The sequence below is a fragment of the Microbacterium sp. T3-8 genome (assembly GCF_055398145.1).
In genome coordinates, this window is the sequence record NZ_AP027918.1 from 1,731,307 (window position 1) to 1,747,868 (window position 16,562).

At 69.3% G+C, this 16,562-nt stretch carries 13 protein-coding genes; 11 read left to right on the forward strand and 2 right to left on the reverse strand.

Annotation, left to right across the window (positions count from 1 at the left end; genetic code table 11):
• The first annotated feature begins 39 nt into the window (after positions 1–39).
• From nusA to ACZ5Y9_RS08145, 5 genes are all read left to right on the forward strand, one after another.
• On the forward strand, positions 40–1,023 hold the full coding sequence (gene nusA / locus ACZ5Y9_RS08125; protein WP_247622757.1) for a transcription termination factor NusA: 984 nt from the start codon (positions 40–42) through the stop codon (positions 1,021–1,023).
• Positions 1,024–1,119: 96 nt separating this feature from the next.
• The gene (locus tag ACZ5Y9_RS08130; RefSeq protein ID WP_247622756.1) at positions 1,120–1,359 is read left to right on the forward strand and encodes a YlxR family protein; all 240 of its coding nucleotides are present in this window, start codon (positions 1,120–1,122) and stop codon (positions 1,357–1,359) included.
• Between the two features lie 59 nt (positions 1,360–1,418).
• Positions 1,419–4,181, forward strand: a complete 2,763-nt coding sequence (gene infB / locus ACZ5Y9_RS08135) for a translation initiation factor IF-2 (RefSeq protein ID WP_464472728.1) — start codon at positions 1,419–1,421, stop codon at positions 4,179–4,181.
• 134 nt (positions 4,182–4,315) lie between these two features.
• Positions 4,316–4,750 carry a 30S ribosome-binding factor RbfA gene (rbfA, locus tag ACZ5Y9_RS08140; RefSeq protein ID WP_247622754.1) on the forward strand — a complete coding sequence of 145 codons (435 nt, stop codon included), beginning with the start codon at positions 4,316–4,318 and terminating at the stop codon, positions 4,748–4,750.
• A gap of 131 nt (positions 4,751–4,881) precedes the next feature.
• A complete protein-coding gene (locus tag ACZ5Y9_RS08145) occupies positions 4,882–7,035 on the forward strand; it encodes a LuxR C-terminal-related transcriptional regulator (protein WP_464472729.1) in 2,154 nt (717 codons plus the stop codon).
• A 4-nt stretch (positions 7,036–7,039) separates the two neighbouring features.
• On the opposite strand, the gene ACZ5Y9_RS08150 is transcribed toward ACZ5Y9_RS08145, so the two are convergent.
• On the reverse strand, positions 7,040–7,942 hold the full coding sequence (locus tag ACZ5Y9_RS08150) for an HhH-GPD family protein (protein WP_464472730.1): 903 nt from the start codon (positions 7,940–7,942) through the stop codon (positions 7,040–7,042).
• Between the two features lie 66 nt (positions 7,943–8,008).
• On the opposite strand from ACZ5Y9_RS08150, the gene truB reads away from it, so the two are divergent.
• The 6 genes from truB (at position 8,009) to ACZ5Y9_RS08180 (ending at position 14,293) form a co-directional block, all read left to right on the forward strand.
• A complete protein-coding gene (gene truB, locus ACZ5Y9_RS08155) occupies positions 8,009–8,902 on the forward strand; it encodes a tRNA pseudouridine(55) synthase TruB (protein ID WP_464472731.1) in 894 nt (297 codons plus the stop codon).
• Positions 8,899–9,267 carry a hypothetical protein gene (locus tag ACZ5Y9_RS08160; protein ID WP_247622750.1) on the forward strand — a complete coding sequence of 123 codons (369 nt, stop codon included), beginning with the start codon at positions 8,899–8,901 and terminating at the stop codon, positions 9,265–9,267. Before truB ends, ACZ5Y9_RS08160 begins: the two co-directional genes overlap by 4 nt.
• A gap of 56 nt (positions 9,268–9,323) precedes the next feature.
• Positions 9,324–9,761 carry a hypothetical protein gene (locus ACZ5Y9_RS08165; protein ID WP_247622749.1) on the forward strand — a complete coding sequence of 146 codons (438 nt, stop codon included), beginning with the start codon at positions 9,324–9,326 and terminating at the stop codon, positions 9,759–9,761.
• Entirely contained in the window at positions 9,758–10,711 is a 954-nt protein-coding gene (locus ACZ5Y9_RS08170) for a bifunctional riboflavin kinase/FAD synthetase (protein WP_464472732.1), read from the forward strand. Before ACZ5Y9_RS08165 ends, ACZ5Y9_RS08170 begins: the two co-directional genes overlap by 4 nt.
• A gap of 200 nt (positions 10,712–10,911) precedes the next feature.
• Positions 10,912–13,056: a DEAD/DEAH box helicase gene (locus tag ACZ5Y9_RS08175; protein WP_464472733.1), complete on the forward strand. Its 2,145-nt coding sequence runs from the start codon at positions 10,912–10,914 to the stop codon at positions 13,054–13,056.
• A 208-nt stretch (positions 13,057–13,264) separates the two neighbouring features.
• Positions 13,265–14,293, forward strand: coding sequence for an ATP-dependent 6-phosphofructokinase (locus ACZ5Y9_RS08180; protein ID WP_336640529.1), 1,029 nt, complete (start codon positions 13,265–13,267; stop codon positions 14,291–14,293).
• 91 nt (positions 14,294–14,384) lie between these two features.
• Here ACZ5Y9_RS08180 and ACZ5Y9_RS08185 read toward each other — a convergent pair whose 3' ends face one another.
• Positions 14,385–16,481 carry a S9 family peptidase gene (locus ACZ5Y9_RS08185; RefSeq protein ID WP_464471108.1) on the reverse strand — a complete coding sequence of 699 codons (2,097 nt, stop codon included), beginning with the start codon at positions 16,479–16,481 and terminating at the stop codon, positions 14,385–14,387.
• Between the last annotated feature and the right edge of the window lie 81 nt (positions 16,482–16,562).

The window sequence follows — 16,562 nt, forward strand, 5'->3', positions numbered from 1 at the left end:
GTGTGATTCCGCGCGACGAGAGCTGAATAGGGAGCCGTCATGGATATCGAACTGAGCCTGCTGCGTGGAATCGAGAAGGAGAAGGGGATTCCCTTCGACGAACTCGTCGCGATCATCGAGCAGGCGATCCTGACCGCCTACTCCAAGCACGTCTCGGCCGAGGGCGACCTTCCCGAGGGCGTGCGCGTCGACCTCGATCGCAAGACCGGTCACGTCGCCGTTCTGCAGGCGGTCTCCGACGACGAGGGCGCCATCATCGGCGAGGAGGACGCCACGCCGAGCGACTTCGGCCGCATCGCCGCTTTCGCCGCCAAGCAGGTCATCAGCCAGCGCCTCCGCGACATCGCCGACGAGGCCGTACTCGGCGAGTTCCGCGGCAAGGAGGGCGACATCGTCGCGGGCGTCATCCAGCAGGGTCCGAACCCGCGGATGATCCATGTGGATCTCGGTTCCGTCGAGGCCATCCTGCCCCCCGAGGAGCAGGTTCCCGGCGAGGAGTACACGCACGGATCGCGCATCCGCGTCTACGTGACGAGTGTGGCGAAGGGGCTGAAGGGCCCGCAGATCACCGTCTCGCGCACGCACCCCGGTCTCGTCCGCAAGCTGTTCGCGCTCGAGGTCCCCGAGATCGCGGCCGGCCTCGTCGAGATCGTCTCCCTGGCCCGCGAGGCGGGGCACCGCTCGAAGATCGCGGTCAAGGCCAACGACCCGTCCATCAACGCCAAGGGCGCCTGCATCGGCGAGCTCGGCCGCCGCGTGCGCGCCGTCACCGAAGAGCTGTCGGGGGAGAAGATCGACATCGTCGACCACGACCCGGAGCTCGCGGCCTTCGTCGCGAACGCGCTCTCCCCGGCGAAGGTGACGAGCTCGTTCATCCTCGACGCCACCACCAAGGCCGTTCGAGCCCTCGTTCCCGATTACCAGCTCTCGCTGGCGATCGGCAAGGAGGGGCAGAACGCCCGTCTCGCCGCGAAGCTCACGGGCGCCAAGATCGACATCCAGCCGGACAGCGTCCTGGACTGAGCGCCCACCGTCCGCTCGGCACGCGCCGCCCGCGTGCCGAGCGAGAGGAAACGCAGGTGTAAGATGGAACCCGTACGAACGTGCGTCGGCTGTCGCATGCGTGCTCCCCGCTCCGCCCTCCTCAGGGTGGTGTCCCAGAACGGAATCCTCATCATCGATGAGCGCGCCGTCCTGCCGGGGCGAGGCGCGTGGATGCATCCGACGCAGGAATGCATGGCGTCCGCACTGCGGCGCCGCGCTTTCGGACGAGCACTCCGTGTGTCCACCCCTGTGGACACGCAGACCATCGAGAAACGGCTGAACGGCTATGGAAACAAAGTGAACGGCTCGAAATGAGACCCGTCCGCGACTAATGGTCTGCCCTGTCTGGGCAGACTGCCCCAGACAGGAGAATTGTGGCTGGTAAACCACGCGTACACGAGATCGCCGCCGAACTCGGCGTCGACAGCAAGGTCGCACTTGCAAAGCTGAAGGAACTCGGCGAATTCGTCAAGAGTCCCTCATCGACCATCGAACCGCCGGTGGCGCGCAAGCTGCGCGCGGCGATCGATGCCGACCCCTCGCTCAAGGCATCCGCTGAGACTGCTCCGGCTGCGAGCCCCGCCGCCAAGCAGGCAGCCGCCAAGCCGGCAGCGGCCAAGCCGGCCGGCAAGTCGGCGCCGACCCCGGGCCCCAAGCCCGGTCCCAAGCCCGCACCCGCACCGGTCGTCGAGACGCCCGCTGCGGAGGCTCCCGTTGCGGAGTCGTCCGCGCCCGCCCCGGCGGCCCCTGCACCGGAGGCACCGGCACCCGCCGCGCCCGCCGGTGACAGCGGCGCGCCCAAGCCCGGCGTTCCGCGCCCGGGGAACAACCCGTTCTCCTCGGCCCAGGGCATGGGACAGCGTCCCACCGGTCCTCGCCCGGGGAACAACCCCTTCGCTTCGGCGCAGGGCATGGGACAGCGCCCGACTCCGGGCAACATCCCGCGCCCGCAGGCGCCACGCCCCGGTGCACCCCGTCCGGGTGCTCCGCGTCCCGGCTCGCCCCGTCCCGGTGCCCCTCGCGGTGGCCAGGGCGGTCGTCCCGGTGCTCCGTTCCAGCAGCGTCCCGGCGGCCCCGGTCGTCCCGGTGGCGCCGGTGGACCCGGTGCCGGTCCCGGCGCGCGTCCCGGTGGTGGCTTCGCCGGTCGTCCCGGTGGCGGCGGCGGTCGTGGCCGTGGTCCCGGCGGTGGTACCGCCGGTGCGTTCGGTAAGGGCGGCGGCAAGAGCAAGCAGCGCAAGTCGCGGCGGGCGAAGCGGCAAGAGTTCGAGATGCGGAGCGCCCCGGTCGTCGGCGGCGTCAACGTCACCCGTGGAAACGGGGAGATCATCCGCATGCGCCGCGGTGCGTCGATCGCGGACTTCGCCGACAAGATCGAGACGCTGACCGGTTACACGGTCCAGCCCGGAACCCTCGTCACGATCCTCTTCAACCTGGGTGAGATGGCCACGGCCACCGAGTCCCTGGACGAGGCCACGTTCGAGGTCCTCGGCGAGGAGCTCGGCTACAAGATCCAGATGGTCTCGCCCGAGGACGAGGACAAGGAGCTCCTCGAGGGCTTCGGTCTCGACCTCGAGAAGGAGCTGGAGGAGGAGAGCGACGACGACCTCGAGATCCGTCCGCCGGTCGTCACCGTCATGGGTCACGTCGATCACGGTAAGACCCGACTGCTCGACGCGATCCGTCAGACCAACGTCATCGAGGGCGAAGCCGGCGGCATCACCCAGCACATCGGTGCCTACCAGGTGTGGACGGAGCACGAGGGCATCGAGCGTGCCATCACCTTCATCGACACGCCGGGTCACGAGGCCTTCACGGCCATGCGTGCCCGTGGTGCCCAGGTCACCGACCTCGCGATCCTCGTGGTCGCGGCCGACGACGGCATCATGCCGCAGACGGTCGAGGCGCTCAACCACGCCCAGGCGGCGAACGTGCCGATCGTGGTCGCGGTGAACAAGGTCGACAAGCCCGACGCCAACCCGTCGAAGGTGCGCCAGCAGCTCACCGAGTACGGGCTGGTCGCCGAGGAGTTCGGTGGCGACGTAATGTTCGTCGACGTCTCGGCGCGTGCCAACACCGGCATCCAGGAGCTCCTCGACGCCGTGCTGCTCACGGCCGACGCGGGTCTCGACCTCACCGCCAACCCGAACAAGGCCGCTCGCGGTGTCGCCATCGAGGCGAAGCTCGACAAGGGCCGCGGTTCGGTCGCGACGGTGCTCATCCAGTCCGGAACGCTCCGCATCGGAGACGCGATCGTCGCCGGCACCGCCTACGGACGTGTGCGTGCGATGGCCGACGAGAACGGCGAGCAGGTCCTCGAGGCCTATCCGTCGCGTCCGGTCCAGGTTCAGGGGCTGAACTCGGTGCCCCGCGCCGGTGACGTGTTCATCGTCACCGACGAGGACCGCATGGCTCGCCAGATCGCCGAGAAGCGTGAAGCGGTCGAGCGCAATGCGCAGCTGGCCAAGGCCCGCAAGCGCATCTCGCTCGAGGACTTCACCCGTGCGCTCGAAGAGGGCAAGGTCGAGTCGCTCAACCTCATCATCAAGGGTGACGTCTCGGGTGCCGTCGAGGCGCTCGAGGAATCGCTGCTCAAGATCGAGGTCGACGACTCCGTCCAGCTGCGCATCATCCACCGCGGTGTGGGTGCGATCACCGAGTCCGACGTCAACCTCGCGACGATCGACAACGCGATCATCGTGGGCTTCAACGTCCGCCCCGACACGAAGGCGCGCGAGCGCGCCTCCCGCGAAGGCGTGGACATCCGGTTCTACTCGGTCATCTACAACGCGATCGACGAGATCGAGAACTCCCTCAAGGGAATGCTCAAGCCGGAGTACGAAGAGGTCCAGTCGGGTGTCGCCGAGATCCGCGAGGTGTTCCGCTCCTCGAAGTTCGGCAACATCGCCGGTGTCATCGTGCGATCGGGAACGATCACGCGAAACGCCAAGGCCCGCGTCATCCGCGACGGAGTCGTCCTCGCGGACGGCCTGGCGATCGAATCGCTGCGTCGCTTCAAGGACGACGTCACCGAGGTGCGTACGGACTACGAAGCCGGTATCGGCCTCGGCAAGTACAACGACATCCAGATCGGTGACGAGATCGAGACGACCGAGCTCGTGGAGAAGCCGCGCGGCTGATCCTCGTTGAGTCGCTCCGGCGATGGATGCCATCGGGATAACGGGAACCCCCAAGACCCCGACTATCCCGATGGCATCCATCGCCTCCGCAACAGTTTCACGCCGCTTCGGCGGTTGAAGAGAGAGAATCAAGCATGGCTGGAGAACGACAGGCTCGCCTCGCCGACCGGATCCGCGTGATCCTCGCCGAGCGCCTCGAGAAGGGGCTGCGCGACCCGCGGCTCGGCTTCGTGACGATCACCGACGTACGCGTGAGCGGTGACCTCCAGCACGCGTCGGTGTTCTACACCGTCCTCGGCACCGAGGAGGAGCGCATCGCCAGCGGCGCGGCGCTGACCTCGGCCACGGGGATGCTGCGCAGCGAGGTGGGGCGACAGCTCAGCACCCGTCTGGTGCCCACGCTGGAGTTCATCCCCGATGCGCTCCCGGAGAACGCCGACCACATCACCGCGCTGCTGCGTCAGGCTCAGGAGCGCGACGCCGAGGTGGCGAAGCTCGCCTCCTCCGCCTCGCACGCCGGCGACGCCGACCCGTACGTGCGCGCGGAGGACGAGGACTCCGACCGCTGATCCCGCCTGCGCGGAGACGCGTTGGGTATATCGGTCGATGACCGCCGCGGTCGCGGTTCTGCTTGCTACCGTCGCACCGGATGAGAAGCGTCTCATCCGGTGCGAGGGGGTGCATCATCGACGGCGCAGTGGTGTCCGGAGGAACGAGTCACGCGTGGGCGACGGTCGGTCCGTTGCTCGGCGAGCTGATCGACGAACAGATCGGGTGCGCGCCGCACGTGCTGTCGCGCCTCATGGTTGATCTGCACGCGAGTGCGCCCACGATCCGTCAGGTGGCGGCCGCGTTGACGCGCGGGCAGCGCCAGGGGCTGCTTCCGCTGCCGTCTCCTCTCCCGATGGTGCCCGCCGTCGTCGAGGCCTTCCGAGGGCTCGATCTCTCGGCGCGTGATCGTGCTCTTCTTTTCGCGCTGGCCGTGACGCTGACCGACGAGCTGGAGCCGCTGCTCGCCTTCGACGGACGCACGGCCGAGGATCTCGCGGCGTCCGCGATCGGCGGGCATCTCGACCTGCACGCCGGCCGCATCCGTCTCCAGGACCGGCGACTCGCGATCTGGATATCCGACGGCATGGGGTCGGGCGAGGCCGCCCGGGTGCACGCGCGTCTGCACGAGGTTTTCGCGCGGCAGCGGCGCACGATCGAGGCGGACTGGCATCGAGCGCGCGCGTCGCTGGAGATGGACCCCGGATCCGCCCGCGAACTCACGCGGATCGCGAGAGGGCTGTCGGAAGCGGGGCACGCCGATCGCGCCCTGATGATCGCGCGCGAGGCGGCCGCGCACGCCGCGGGGCGGGATCTCGACGAAGCCCGGATGGTCGCCGGCGCGGCCGCGATCGGGGGCGGATACGCGCTTGAGGCTGCCGCCTGGCTGGGCACCCTGTTCCCGCACGGAACGGAGCGCTATCGGTTGCAGGGCCTCGCCGGCCTGCTCATCGCACAGGCTCACCTGCAGGGGTCGGTTCCCGAGATCGACCTGGAGGCGCTGCGCCCGGCCTCGGATGCACCGGAGGACTGGTACTCGATCGCTCGGGGAGCGGCGCTGGCCGTGCCCCTGTGCGCGGAGCGCGGTGACCGACGGGGCATGCGCGCCTGGCGGGAGTCGCTGCGGTACGCCTCTGCCCGGGTCGGTGTCGAGTCGAAGCTCCGAGACCCCGCAGTCGCCCTCGCGTGGCTGCTCGTGGGCGAGTCCGAAGAAGACGATGCCGAGGGCACGGGCCCGGTGACGGGAGGCCTGATGCGCGCGCTGACCTCCGCTCTCGACGGACGGATCGACGTCGGGCTGCGTCTGCTCGCGCATGAGGACGCGCTCGCGTCGGGTGTGGATCCGCTCGTGGAGGGATTCGAGCGGAGTCCGCTCGTCGATGCGTACCGCGCGGTCGCGCACGCCCTGCTCCTGGTCTGGCGCGGTGACATGGCCGAGGCACGCGAGCATCTGCTCACGGCATCCATGACGCTCCCGGTGAGCATGCCGTTCGCCGGACTCGGTGTCGTTCTCGCCCGCAGGCTCGACCTCGCCGTGCTCGGAGAACTGGGACCGTTCGCTCGTGCGCTGACCTGTGCGCTGCCGTCGGCTCAGCGGATCGATCTGCTGGTCGATCAGGGCATCGAGGCGTTCCTCGACGGAGACTTCGACGGAGCCGCCGGATTCGTCCGGCTGTGGCGCGAGCTCGGGGCACCGCAGACGTCGTTCGCCGTTCCCGGGCTCGAGGAGATCCGCCCGGGCGGTGACGAGGAACCGGTCGTGCGTCTCATCGAGCCCCCGGAGGTCAGACTCGCCCGGTCGCTGCGTACACGCGTCGCCACCGCTCCCGATGTGCGCTGGCACTCCGAGCGCGACGAGGTCCTGCGCGCGGCGCGCACTCTGCGGTCGCCGTTCGCGCGCGCTCGCATCGAGGCGATGCTCGGTACCCGTGCGGCGATCCGCGGGGAGGCGGTCGTCGCTCGCGAGCACCTGCGCACGGCGCTCAGCCTGTTCGAGCTCTCGGGGGCTCACGCCTGGGCGCGATCGGTCGTACGCCGGATCGCGACCCTCGACGCCGATGACGCATCTTCGGCGATCGATCCACTGGCGGCGTGCCGGGCAGCATGGTCGCAGCAGCTCACCGCGCGCGAGCTCGAGGTCGCGATGCGGGCGGCGGCCGGCGCGAGCAACCGGGAGATCTCGGAAGCGCTGGTGGTCTCCGTGCGCACGGTCGAGGTGCACATCGGACGGGCGTTCGCGAAGCTCGGCGTGCGCTCGCGGGTCGAGCTCACCGTGCTGGCTCACCGGACCAATCAGCTGCTGTGAGGAGTCAGCGCGGTAGCGCGATCTCGCCGTTCCCGGCCTCGGCGAGCCCGTCCGCGACGAGCGAGTCGATCGCGCGATCCCGTTGCAACGGATCCGGCCAGTCCGGCAGCAGATCCTCCAGGGCGATCCCTGCGGGGGCGATCTCCCTGAGCACGCGCAGCACCGCGCCGCGCGCCTGCCGATCCGAGCCTTCGTAGGCCGCCTGCTTTCGGCGCGTGTCCACCGTCGCGGGACTCCCCGCGGCGATCCACACGCACCGGTCGGCGATCGGGCACTCTTCGCAGATCGGCGCGCGTGCGGTGCACACGGTGGCACCGAGCTCCATGACGGCGGCGTTGAACACCGCGGCGGCGGAGTCGTCCACCGGCATCTGCGCCTCCATCAGGGCGAGGTCGCGCCGTGAGGGAGGGCCCGGGTGCGCGATGCCGTCGACGGCGCGCGCGAGCACCCGGCGCGTGTTGGTGTCGACCACCGGATGCCGGTCGCCGTAGGAGAAGACGGCCACCGCGCGGGCGGTGTAGTCGCCGATCCCGGTGAGCGCGAGCAGCGCGGGGACGTCTCGGGGCACCGTTCCGTCGTGCTCGCGGACGACCTCCGTCGCCGCACGGTGGAGCCAGAGCGCGCGGCGAGGATAGCCGAGGTTCGCCCATTGCTGCACGACCTCGGCGGGGGAGGCCGTGGCCATGTCCGCCGGTGACGGCCAGCGCTCCAGCCACGCATCGAGACGGGGGATCACGCGGGCGACGGGCGTCTGCTGCAGCATGAACTCGCTCACGAGCACGCCCCAGGCGCCGAAACGCTCGTGGAACTCCGGCCGACGCCAGGGCAGATCGCGAGCCGCGGAACGGTACCAGTCGATGACCGGGGCGGCGATCTCCCGGTCGCGGTTCTCGGGCGTCTCCGGCATCCGACAAGCCTATTCGAGCCGCGACCGCGTGTTCGCCCGTGCGGCCGGGCACCGTAGGCTGGAGGGATGGTTCTGCCGGGCATCCTCCTCGTCGACAAGCCCGCAGGGCTGACCAGCCACGACGTCGTCGCGCGCACGCGTCGTGCGTTCGGCACCCGCAAGGTCGGGCACGCCGGAACGCTCGACCCGATGGCGACCGGACTGCTCGTGATCGGCATCGAGGGTGCCACCCGGCTCCTCACCTACATCGTGGGCGCCGGCAAGACCTACGAGGCGACCATCCGTCTCGGACAGGCCACGGGCACCGACGACGCCGACGGAGAGATCACCGCGTACGCGGATCCCGCCGCCTGGGCGGACGTCTCCGATGCGGGCATCGCCGCGGAGATCTCGGCCCTGACCGGTGAGATCTCGCAGGTTCCCAGCGCGGTGTCCGCGATCAAGGTCGACGGTCGCCGCGCATACGATCGCGTCCGTGCGGGGGAGGAGGTCGTCCTCGCCGCGCGGAACGTCGTCGTCTCGCGCTTCGATGTCGTCGGCGACAGAGCGGGTGACGGCATCCGCGATCTCGACGTGATCGTGGACTGCTCGTCCGGTACGTACATCCGGTCGCTGGCCCGCGACCTCGGTGCCGCGCTGGGCGTCGGCGGGCACCTCACCGCGCTGCGGCGCACCCGGGTGGGGTCGTTCGACGTCGCGGATGCCGTCGACATCGATTCCCTCGAGGGGGCTCCGGTCCTCACCCCTGCGCAGGCCGCGGAGCTCATCCTGCCCGTGCTGTCCGTCTCCGCCGAGGAAGCGCGGGATCTGCGCCACGGGAAGCGACTCGCCGGCCAAGCCGGCCGGATCGATGCACCGCTGGTCGCGGCCATCGACGACGAGGGCGTTCTCGTCGGTGTCATCGAGAAACGCGGAGGCGACCTCAAGAGCGCCATGAACATGCCGGAGAGTGCCCGATGATCCTGTGGTTCACCCTCGCCCAGATCGTGGTGGCGGTCGTCGCCGGAGCGTTCTGCGTCGTGGCGGGACTCGCCGGCCGTCGCCCGAGCGACTGGTCCGTCGGCGCCGTCGCCCTCGTCGAGGCCCTGCTGGTCGCCCAGGTGGTCACCGCGATCATCGCTCCGCTCGTGGGGAACCCGCCCACGGGGGATCTCCTCGAGTTCTGGGTCTATCTCGTCTCCGCCGTGCTCCTGCCGGTCGGGGCCGTGCTCTGGGCGTTGATGGAGCGCAGCCGCTGGAGCACCGTCATCCTCGGAGTCGCCGCCCTGGCTATCGCGATCATGGTGTGGCGCATGCACGTCATCTGGACCGTGCAGATCGCGTAACCCGGAGGCGCACACGGACGTCGGTCCCCTCTGGCGCATCTAGGATGGAATGCGCTATGAGCACCACCGCCCCCACCACCAGGATGACCGGAATCGGTCGCGTCCTCGTGATCGTCTACGCCGTCATGGCGCTCGCGGCCACCGGCCGGAGCTTCGTGCAGATCTTCCGACGGTTCGACGAGGCTCCTCTCGCGTACTCGCTCTCGGCCGTCGCCGCCGTCGTCTACATCCTCGCGACCCTGGCGCTCGTGCTCGCGAGGCGGCGCGGCTGGTACACCGTGGCCTGGGTGGCGATCGTCTTCGAGCTCACGGGTGTCCTGGTCGTGGGCCTGCTCAGCATCCTGATCCCCGAGCAGTTCCAGCACGAGACCGTGTGGTCGCTGTTCGGACGCGGATACCTCTTCATCCCGCTGGTGCTCCCGGTGTTCGGCATCTGGTGGCTGCGGACCAACCGGCCGGACGTCGCACGGACGACCGTCGAGGTCGACGCGTGATCGTCTTCCGCGATCTCGCTGAGGTCCCGGAGGGCTTCGGCCCCAGCATCGTGGCGATCGGCAAGTTCGACGGGGTGCACGCCGGCCATCGTGCCGTGATCCGACGGCTCGAGGAACGAGCGGCCGAGACGGGCGCGCGTTCCGTCGCCGTCACCTTCGACCGCAACCCGCTGGCGATCCTGCGGCCCGACCGCTGCCCCGAGAACGTCGTGACGGTGGAGCGCAAACTCGAGCTCCTCGGCGAGCTCGGTCTGGATGCCACGCTGCTGCTCACCTTCGACGAGGAGATGGCCTCGCTCAGCGCCGAGGACTTCGTGACCGAGATCCTGGTCGCGGCTCTCGGGGTCTCGACCGTCCTCGTGGGCGAGGACTTCCGCTTCGGGAACCGCGGTGCGGGCACCCCCGAGCTGCTGCGCGAGATGGGGCCCAGCCACGGGTTCACCGTCGAGGTGGTCGATGGCGTCTACCTTCCCGGCTCCGCACGACGGGTGTCGTCGACGTGGATCCGCGAGCTCCTCATCGCCGGCGATGTCACCGGCGCCGCACGGGTGCTCGGACGCTCGCCCGATGTGCGCGGCGTCGTCGTCCACGGCCTCAAGCGGGGACGGGAGTTGGGATACCCGACCGCGAACCTGTCGGCCGTCGTCGATGCGTTCGTCCCGGCCGACGGCGTGTACGCCGGATGGTTGATCGACCACGACACGGGCATCCGTCACCCCGCCGCGATCTCCGTCGGGACGAACCCGACCTTCGACGACGTGCTCGAGCGTCAGGTCGAGGCGCACGTGCTCGGCGAGACCGGTCTCGATCTCTACGGGCACGACGTCACCGTCGAGTTCACCGAGCGCCTGCGCGGCATGGTCGCCTTCGAGGGCATCGAGAAGCTCACGGCGCAGATCGCCGCCGACGTGAGCGATGCGGAGCGCGTGCTGCGCGAGCACACCGCCTGATCGGTCCGCCGCGCGCGTCGCCACGAGGGTTCCCCGCCCGGGATGGCGTAGAGTGGTCGCAGTCATCGTCGAATCTTCCGCGTCCTGCGCGCATCGGCGAGATGATCGATCTACATCCGCACGGTCCTGGCTCACGCCACACGCGGACAACAGAGCGCCGGAGCCCCTGGGGCGTTCCGGCCTTCACGCTCAGGAGGAGCATGCCGACCACGGCAACCGCCGCCACACGGCGCAAGAAGTCGTCTCGTCGCGATGACGAGGCGCCCCTCATCCCGATCCTCGCGCGCAAGGTGCGCGAGATCGAGGCCAAGTCCCAGCGCGGAAAGCTGGGACCGACCAACCGCGTCAAGTTCCAGGTGATCGCGTTCCTGGTACGCGAAGAGCGCGCCAGGGTCAAAGCGGATGCCGACATCGGTGATGCCGCACGCGCCGAGCTGCTCAAGCGGCTCGACGGCGTCGCGACCATCCTCGCCAAGACGGCGGCGCGCGACACGTCGCTCATCCAGCTGCTCGAAGCGGACCAGGCGACCTCGCCGGTCGCCAAGCGCATGCGCCGCGACTGGCTGCTCGAGTCCGGTGCGGAGCTCGCTCCGGAAGAGTTGATCATCGCAGATGCCGCGCCGGTTCAGATCTCCGTCGTTCCTGCGGCGATCGCCGAGCGACAGGTGACCCCGCCGTCGGTCGAGGCCCGCCAGCTCGCGAACCCGTTCCTCGCCCCCGATCTCACGCCGCGCGTGACCACCACCCCGCGCCGTCGCCTCGACGGCTGGGAGCTGATGGGCCCGCTGTACAAGGCGTTCGAGACCGGTGCGGGCGGCTCGGCCGCCAGCATGGAGCTGCCTCCGGCACCCGAGTACGACCACATCTCGCCGAAGGGTCTCGAGGTGATGGTGCATCAGTCCCGCTTCCTCGAGGCGGTTCGCGACGGGCATCGCAGCTTCCTCCTGGCCGATGAGCCCGGCCTGGGCAAGACCGCCCAGTCGGTTCTCGCCGCCTCGGTCGCGGGCGCCTACCCGCTCCTGGTCGTGGTCCCGAACGTCGTCAAGATGAACTGGGCGCGCGAGGTCGAGCGGTGGACGCCGCAGCGGCGTGCGACCGTGATCCAGGGCGACGGCGACGACATCGACGCCTTCGCCGACATCTTCATCGTCAACTACGAGATCCTCGATCGGCATCTCTCGTGGCTGTCGTCGATCGGACTGCGCGGCATGGTCGTCGACGAGGCGCACTTCATCAAGAACCTGTCGTCGCAGCGCTCGCAGAACGTGCTGTCGTTGGCCTCTCGTGTGCGCGAGCGCACGCCCGGCGGGAAGCCGCTCATGCTGGCCCTGACCGGTACGCCGCTGATCAACGACGTCGAGGACTTCGACGCGATCTGGCGGTTCCTCGGCTGGACCACGGGGGAGAAGCCCGGTCCGGAGCTCATGGAGAAGCTCGACGCGACCGGATTCACTCCGGCGGACAAGGCGTTCTACCCCGAGGCGCGCGACGCCGTCATCGCGATGGGGATCGTCCGCCGCAAGAAGAAGGACGTCGCAGCCGACCTGCCCGACAAGCTGATCGCCGATCTCCCCGTGCAGCTCGACGACGAGTTCGGGCGGAGCATCCGCCAGGCCGAGCGCGAGCTGGGGGAGCGTCTCGCCGCCCGCTACCGTCGGATCATCGAGGCCCGTGGCGATCGCGGCCTCGCGCCGGGCGAGATCGACGACGACATCGTGCGTCTCGTCGCCCAGAACGAGCTCGAGGAGTCGAAGGCCGCCGGAACCGGGGGCGACAACGTCTTCACCATGGTCCGGCGTATCGGCCAGGCCAAGGCGTCGCTCGCCGCCGACTACGCCGCGCAGCTGCAGCGCTCGGTGGGCAAGGTCGTGTTCTTCGCGAAGCACATCGACGTGATGGATCAGGCGGAGGCGCACTTCGCCGCCGCGGGCATCCGCTCGGTCTCGATCCGTGGCGACCAGACGACGACGGTCCGTCAGCAGGCGATCGACGACTTCAACGGCGACCCCGAGGTCGGCATCGCGGTCTGCTCCCTCACCGCAGCGGGCGTCGGTCTCAACCTGCAGGCGGCGTCGAACGTCGTGCTCGCCGAGCTGTCGTGGACGGCGGCCGAGCAGACGCAGGCCATCGACCGCGTGCACCGCATCGGTCAGGACGAGCCGGTCACCGCGTGGCGCATCATCGCCGCGCACACGATCGACACGAAGATCGCCGAGCTCATCGATCAGAAGCAGGGCCTGGCCGCTCGTGCGCTCGACGGCGAGGCCGTCGACGATGCGGCAGCCGAACCCGTGCAGCTCGGGGCGCTCATGCATCTGCTACGGGAGACGCTGCGCAGCGCGTGAAAAGTCGTTAAGAATCGCGATTCTTGATTGCGATTCGAGGGCAGAGAAGGGCCATTCGGAGAAGTTGTGCCGGATGGCCCTTTTTCTTCGGCAAGATCTCCGGTTTTCGACATGCTCGAATGGCGCTCGACGGGCGCATGGCACTAGTGTCGATCGCAGGCAGCGTCGCCTTTCCCCTTTCCTTCTCCCGAGCGTCTGAGGCAACAGCATGAAGATCGGAATCCTGACGAGCGGTGGCGACTGCCCCGGACTCAACGCGGTGATCCGCGGCGTCGTGCTCAAGGGCACGACCACTTACGACATGGAGTTCGTCGGCATCCGCGACGGCTGGCGAGGGGTCGTCGACGGCGACTTCTTCCCGCTCACGCGCCACGAGGTCAAGGGCCTCTCGAAGGTCGGCGGAACGATCCTCGGCACCAGCCGGACGAACCCGTACGAGGGGCCGCGGGGCGGCGCCGAGAACATCGCGAAGACGCTCGCGGCGCACAACATCGACGGCATCCTCGCGATCGGCGGAGAGGGCACGCTCGCGGCCGCCAACCGTCTCGCGAACGACGGCATCAACGTGATCGGTGTGCCGAAGACGATCGACAACGATCTGCGAGCGACCGACTACTCGTTCGGCTTCGACACCGCGGTGAACATCGCCACCGATGCCATGGACCGTCTGCGCACCACCGGCGATTCGCATCAGCGCTGCATGGTGGCCGAGGTCATGGGTCGCCACGTCGGGTGGATCGCACTGCACGCGGGTATGGCCGCCGGCGCGCACGTCATCTGCATCCCCGAGGTGCCGATGTCGATCGACGAGATCACCGCTCTCGTCTCGAGCGCGCACGACCGCGGTCGTGCGCCGCTCGTCGTCGTCTCCGAGGGCTTCACGCTCACCGGGATGGACACTGCCTACAGCGACAAGGGGCTCGACGCGTTCAACCGTCCCCGCCTCGGTGGTATCAGCGAGGTGCTCGCCCCCGAGATCGAGCGCATCACCGGTATCGAGACGCGTTCGACGGTGCTCGGACACATCCAGCGCGGAGGGTCTCCCTCCGGATTCGACCGGGTCCTCGCGACACGCCTCGGCCTGCACGCGGCGGATTCGCTCGTCGCCGAGTCCTGGGGCCGCATGGTCTCGCTGCGCGGAACCGACATCGTCGAGGTACCGTTCGCCGAGGCGCTGGGCGAGCTGAACACGGTTCCCCGTAGCCGGTACGACGAGGCCGCAGCCCTCTTCGGCTGAGCGCGTCAGCTCGAATCAGGCGATCGCGCCGCATCGGGCCGCTCCTCGACGGAACGGACCCATGCGGCGCGATCGCCTTCTCTTCGCGCGGTCAGTCGGCGAGGCCGAGCGTGTCGAGCAGCCAGGCGAGCTCGAACGCACGCTCGCGCCAGGAGTTGTAGCGCCCGCTGACCCCGCCGTGCCCGGCGACCATCTCGCACTTGAGCAGGACGTCGGATGCTCCGGCCTCCCGCAGGCGGGCGACCCACTTCGCCGGTTCGACGTAGAGGACGCGCGTGTCGTTGAGCGACGTCACCGCGAGGATGCGCGGGTACTGCACGCCGTCGCGGACGTTCTCGTACGGCGAGTAGGACTTCATGTACGCGTAGACGTCGGCGTCGTGGAGTGGATCGCCCCACTCGTCCCACTCGATGACGGTGAGGGGGAGCGACGGATCGAGGATGGTCGTGAGGGCGTCCACGAACGGGACGGCGGCGAGCACGCCGGTGAACAGTTCGGGAGCGAGGTTGGTGACGGCGCCCATCAGGAGTCCGCCGGCGCTGCCGCCCTCGGCGACCAGGCGGTCGGGAGCGGTCACCCCGGTGTCGACGAGGTGACGCGCGCTCGCGACGAAGTCCGTGAAGGTGTTGCGCTTGTGCAGCAGCTTGCCGTCCTCGTACCACTGGCGGCCCATCTCGCCGCCGCCGCGGACGTGCGCCACGGCGAAGACGACGCCCCGATCGAGTTCCGACAGGCGGGCCACCGAGAACCCGGGATCGATCGAGTGCTCGTAGGAGCCGTAGCCGTAGAGGTGCAGAGGGCGCGGAGTTTCGCCGGGGGCGCCGAACTCCTTCTTCCACACCAGCGAGATCGGCACTCGGGTGCCGTCGTCGGCCGTCGCCCAGTCCCGCCGCTGCCCGTACTCGGTCGGGTCGTAGCCGCCGAGCACGGTGACGCGCTTGCGGAGCAGCAGCTCCTTCGTCGCGAGGTCGAGGTCGTACACGGTGCCCGGAGTGACGAACGACGTGTACCCGAGGCGGAGGAAGGGGGAGTGCCACTCCGGGTTGCCGCTCACTCCGGCCGAGTACAGCGGTTCGTCGAAGGGGATGTCCGCGACGGCGTCCGTCGTGTAGTCCAGCAGACCCACCCGCTCCAGGCCTTCCGCCCGGTACTCGACCGTCGCGAAGTCGCGGAACGCATCGACGCCGAGCAGCCGCCGACCGGGCTCGTGCGGCAGGATGATGCGTCGCGCGCCCTGGGGTGCATCGGCCGCGACCGAGACCAGTTCGAAGTCGAGGGCATCGTCGTTGTGGAGGATGAGCAGCCGGTCCTCACCATCGACGACCGCGTGCTCGACCGAGTACTCGATGCCTTCGGCGCGCGGCCAGACGATCCGCGGCTCCGCCGTGAGAGGCCCGGCGAGATCCACCAGGTACTCCTCGCTCGTGATGCTCGAGCCGACGCCGATGACCAGGTACTTCCGGCTGCGGGTGATGCCCGCGCCGAGCCAGAACTTCTCGTCGGGTTCGTGGAACAGCTGGACGTCCTCGGACACCGGGGTTCCGAGCGCGTGCAGCCAGAGAGTGTCGGGACGCCAGGCGTCGTCGCGCGTCGTGTAGAGGATGGCCGAGCCGTCGGGCGTGAAGAACGCGCCGGCGGTGTTCGGGATCTCGTCGGCCAGGGTCTCGCCGGTGGTGAGGTCGCGCACACGGATCGTGTAGACCTCGTCGCCCTCGAAGTCGGTCGACCAGAGCAGCTTCGTCGCGTCGTCGGAGGTGTCGAACGCTCCGAGCGAGAAGAACTCGTGACCCTCGGCCTCGACGTTCCCGTCGAGGAGCACGACCTCGCCGGGAACGGCGACGTTCGGCGTCAGCTGCGGGGGAGTCCAGTCGTCGGCGTCGGCCGCCGCACGGCAGTGGATCGGGTACTGCGCCCCTTCGACCGTGCGGCTGTAGTACCACCAGTCGCCGCGTCGGGTCGGCACCGAGAGATCGGTCTCCTGCACGCGGCCCCTGATCTCCTCGAACAGCGTCTCGCGGAGTCCGGCGAGGTGCGCGGTCTCGGCATCCGTGTGCGCGTTCTCGGCCTCGAGGTGCGCGACGACCTCGGGGGACTCCTTCTCGCGCAACCATTCGTACGGGTCGTCGAACGTGTCGCCGTGGTGGGTGCGGAGAGTCGAGCGTCGGTCTGCGATCGGGGCGTTGGTCACCGCTCCACGCTATCCCAGGTCGAGTTGACCGGCACCGGGGACGGTGGGAGGATTCAACGGGGCCGGTTAACGGAAGTCAAA

Excerpts from the sequence above, each read along its gene's own strand:
- ACZ5Y9_RS08150 (WP_464472730.1), bottom strand. The coding sequence starts at position 7,942 with ATGCCGGAGACGCCCGAGAACCGCGACCGGGAGATCGCCGCCCCGGTC.
- ACZ5Y9_RS08160 (WP_247622750.1), top strand. The coding sequence starts at position 8,899 with ATGATCCTGTGGTTCACCCTCGCCCAGATCGTGGTGGCGGTCGTCGCC.
- ACZ5Y9_RS08180 (WP_336640529.1), top strand. The coding sequence starts at position 13,265 with ATGAAGATCGGAATCCTGACGAGCGGTGGCGACTGCCCCGGACTCAAC.
- ACZ5Y9_RS08165 (WP_247622749.1), top strand. The coding sequence starts at position 9,324 with ATGAGCACCACCGCCCCCACCACCAGGATGACCGGAATCGGTCGCGTC.
- ACZ5Y9_RS08175 (WP_464472733.1), top strand. The coding sequence starts at position 10,912 with ATGCCGACCACGGCAACCGCCGCCACACGGCGCAAGAAGTCGTCTCGT.
- rbfA (WP_247622754.1), top strand. The coding sequence starts at position 4,316 with ATGGCTGGAGAACGACAGGCTCGCCTCGCCGACCGGATCCGCGTGATC.
- ACZ5Y9_RS08130 (WP_247622756.1), top strand. The coding sequence starts at position 1,120 with ATGCGTGCTCCCCGCTCCGCCCTCCTCAGGGTGGTGTCCCAGAACGGA.
- truB (WP_464472731.1), top strand. The coding sequence starts at position 8,009 with ATGGTTCTGCCGGGCATCCTCCTCGTCGACAAGCCCGCAGGGCTGACC.
- nusA (WP_247622757.1), top strand. The coding sequence starts at position 40 with ATGGATATCGAACTGAGCCTGCTGCGTGGAATCGAGAAGGAGAAGGGG.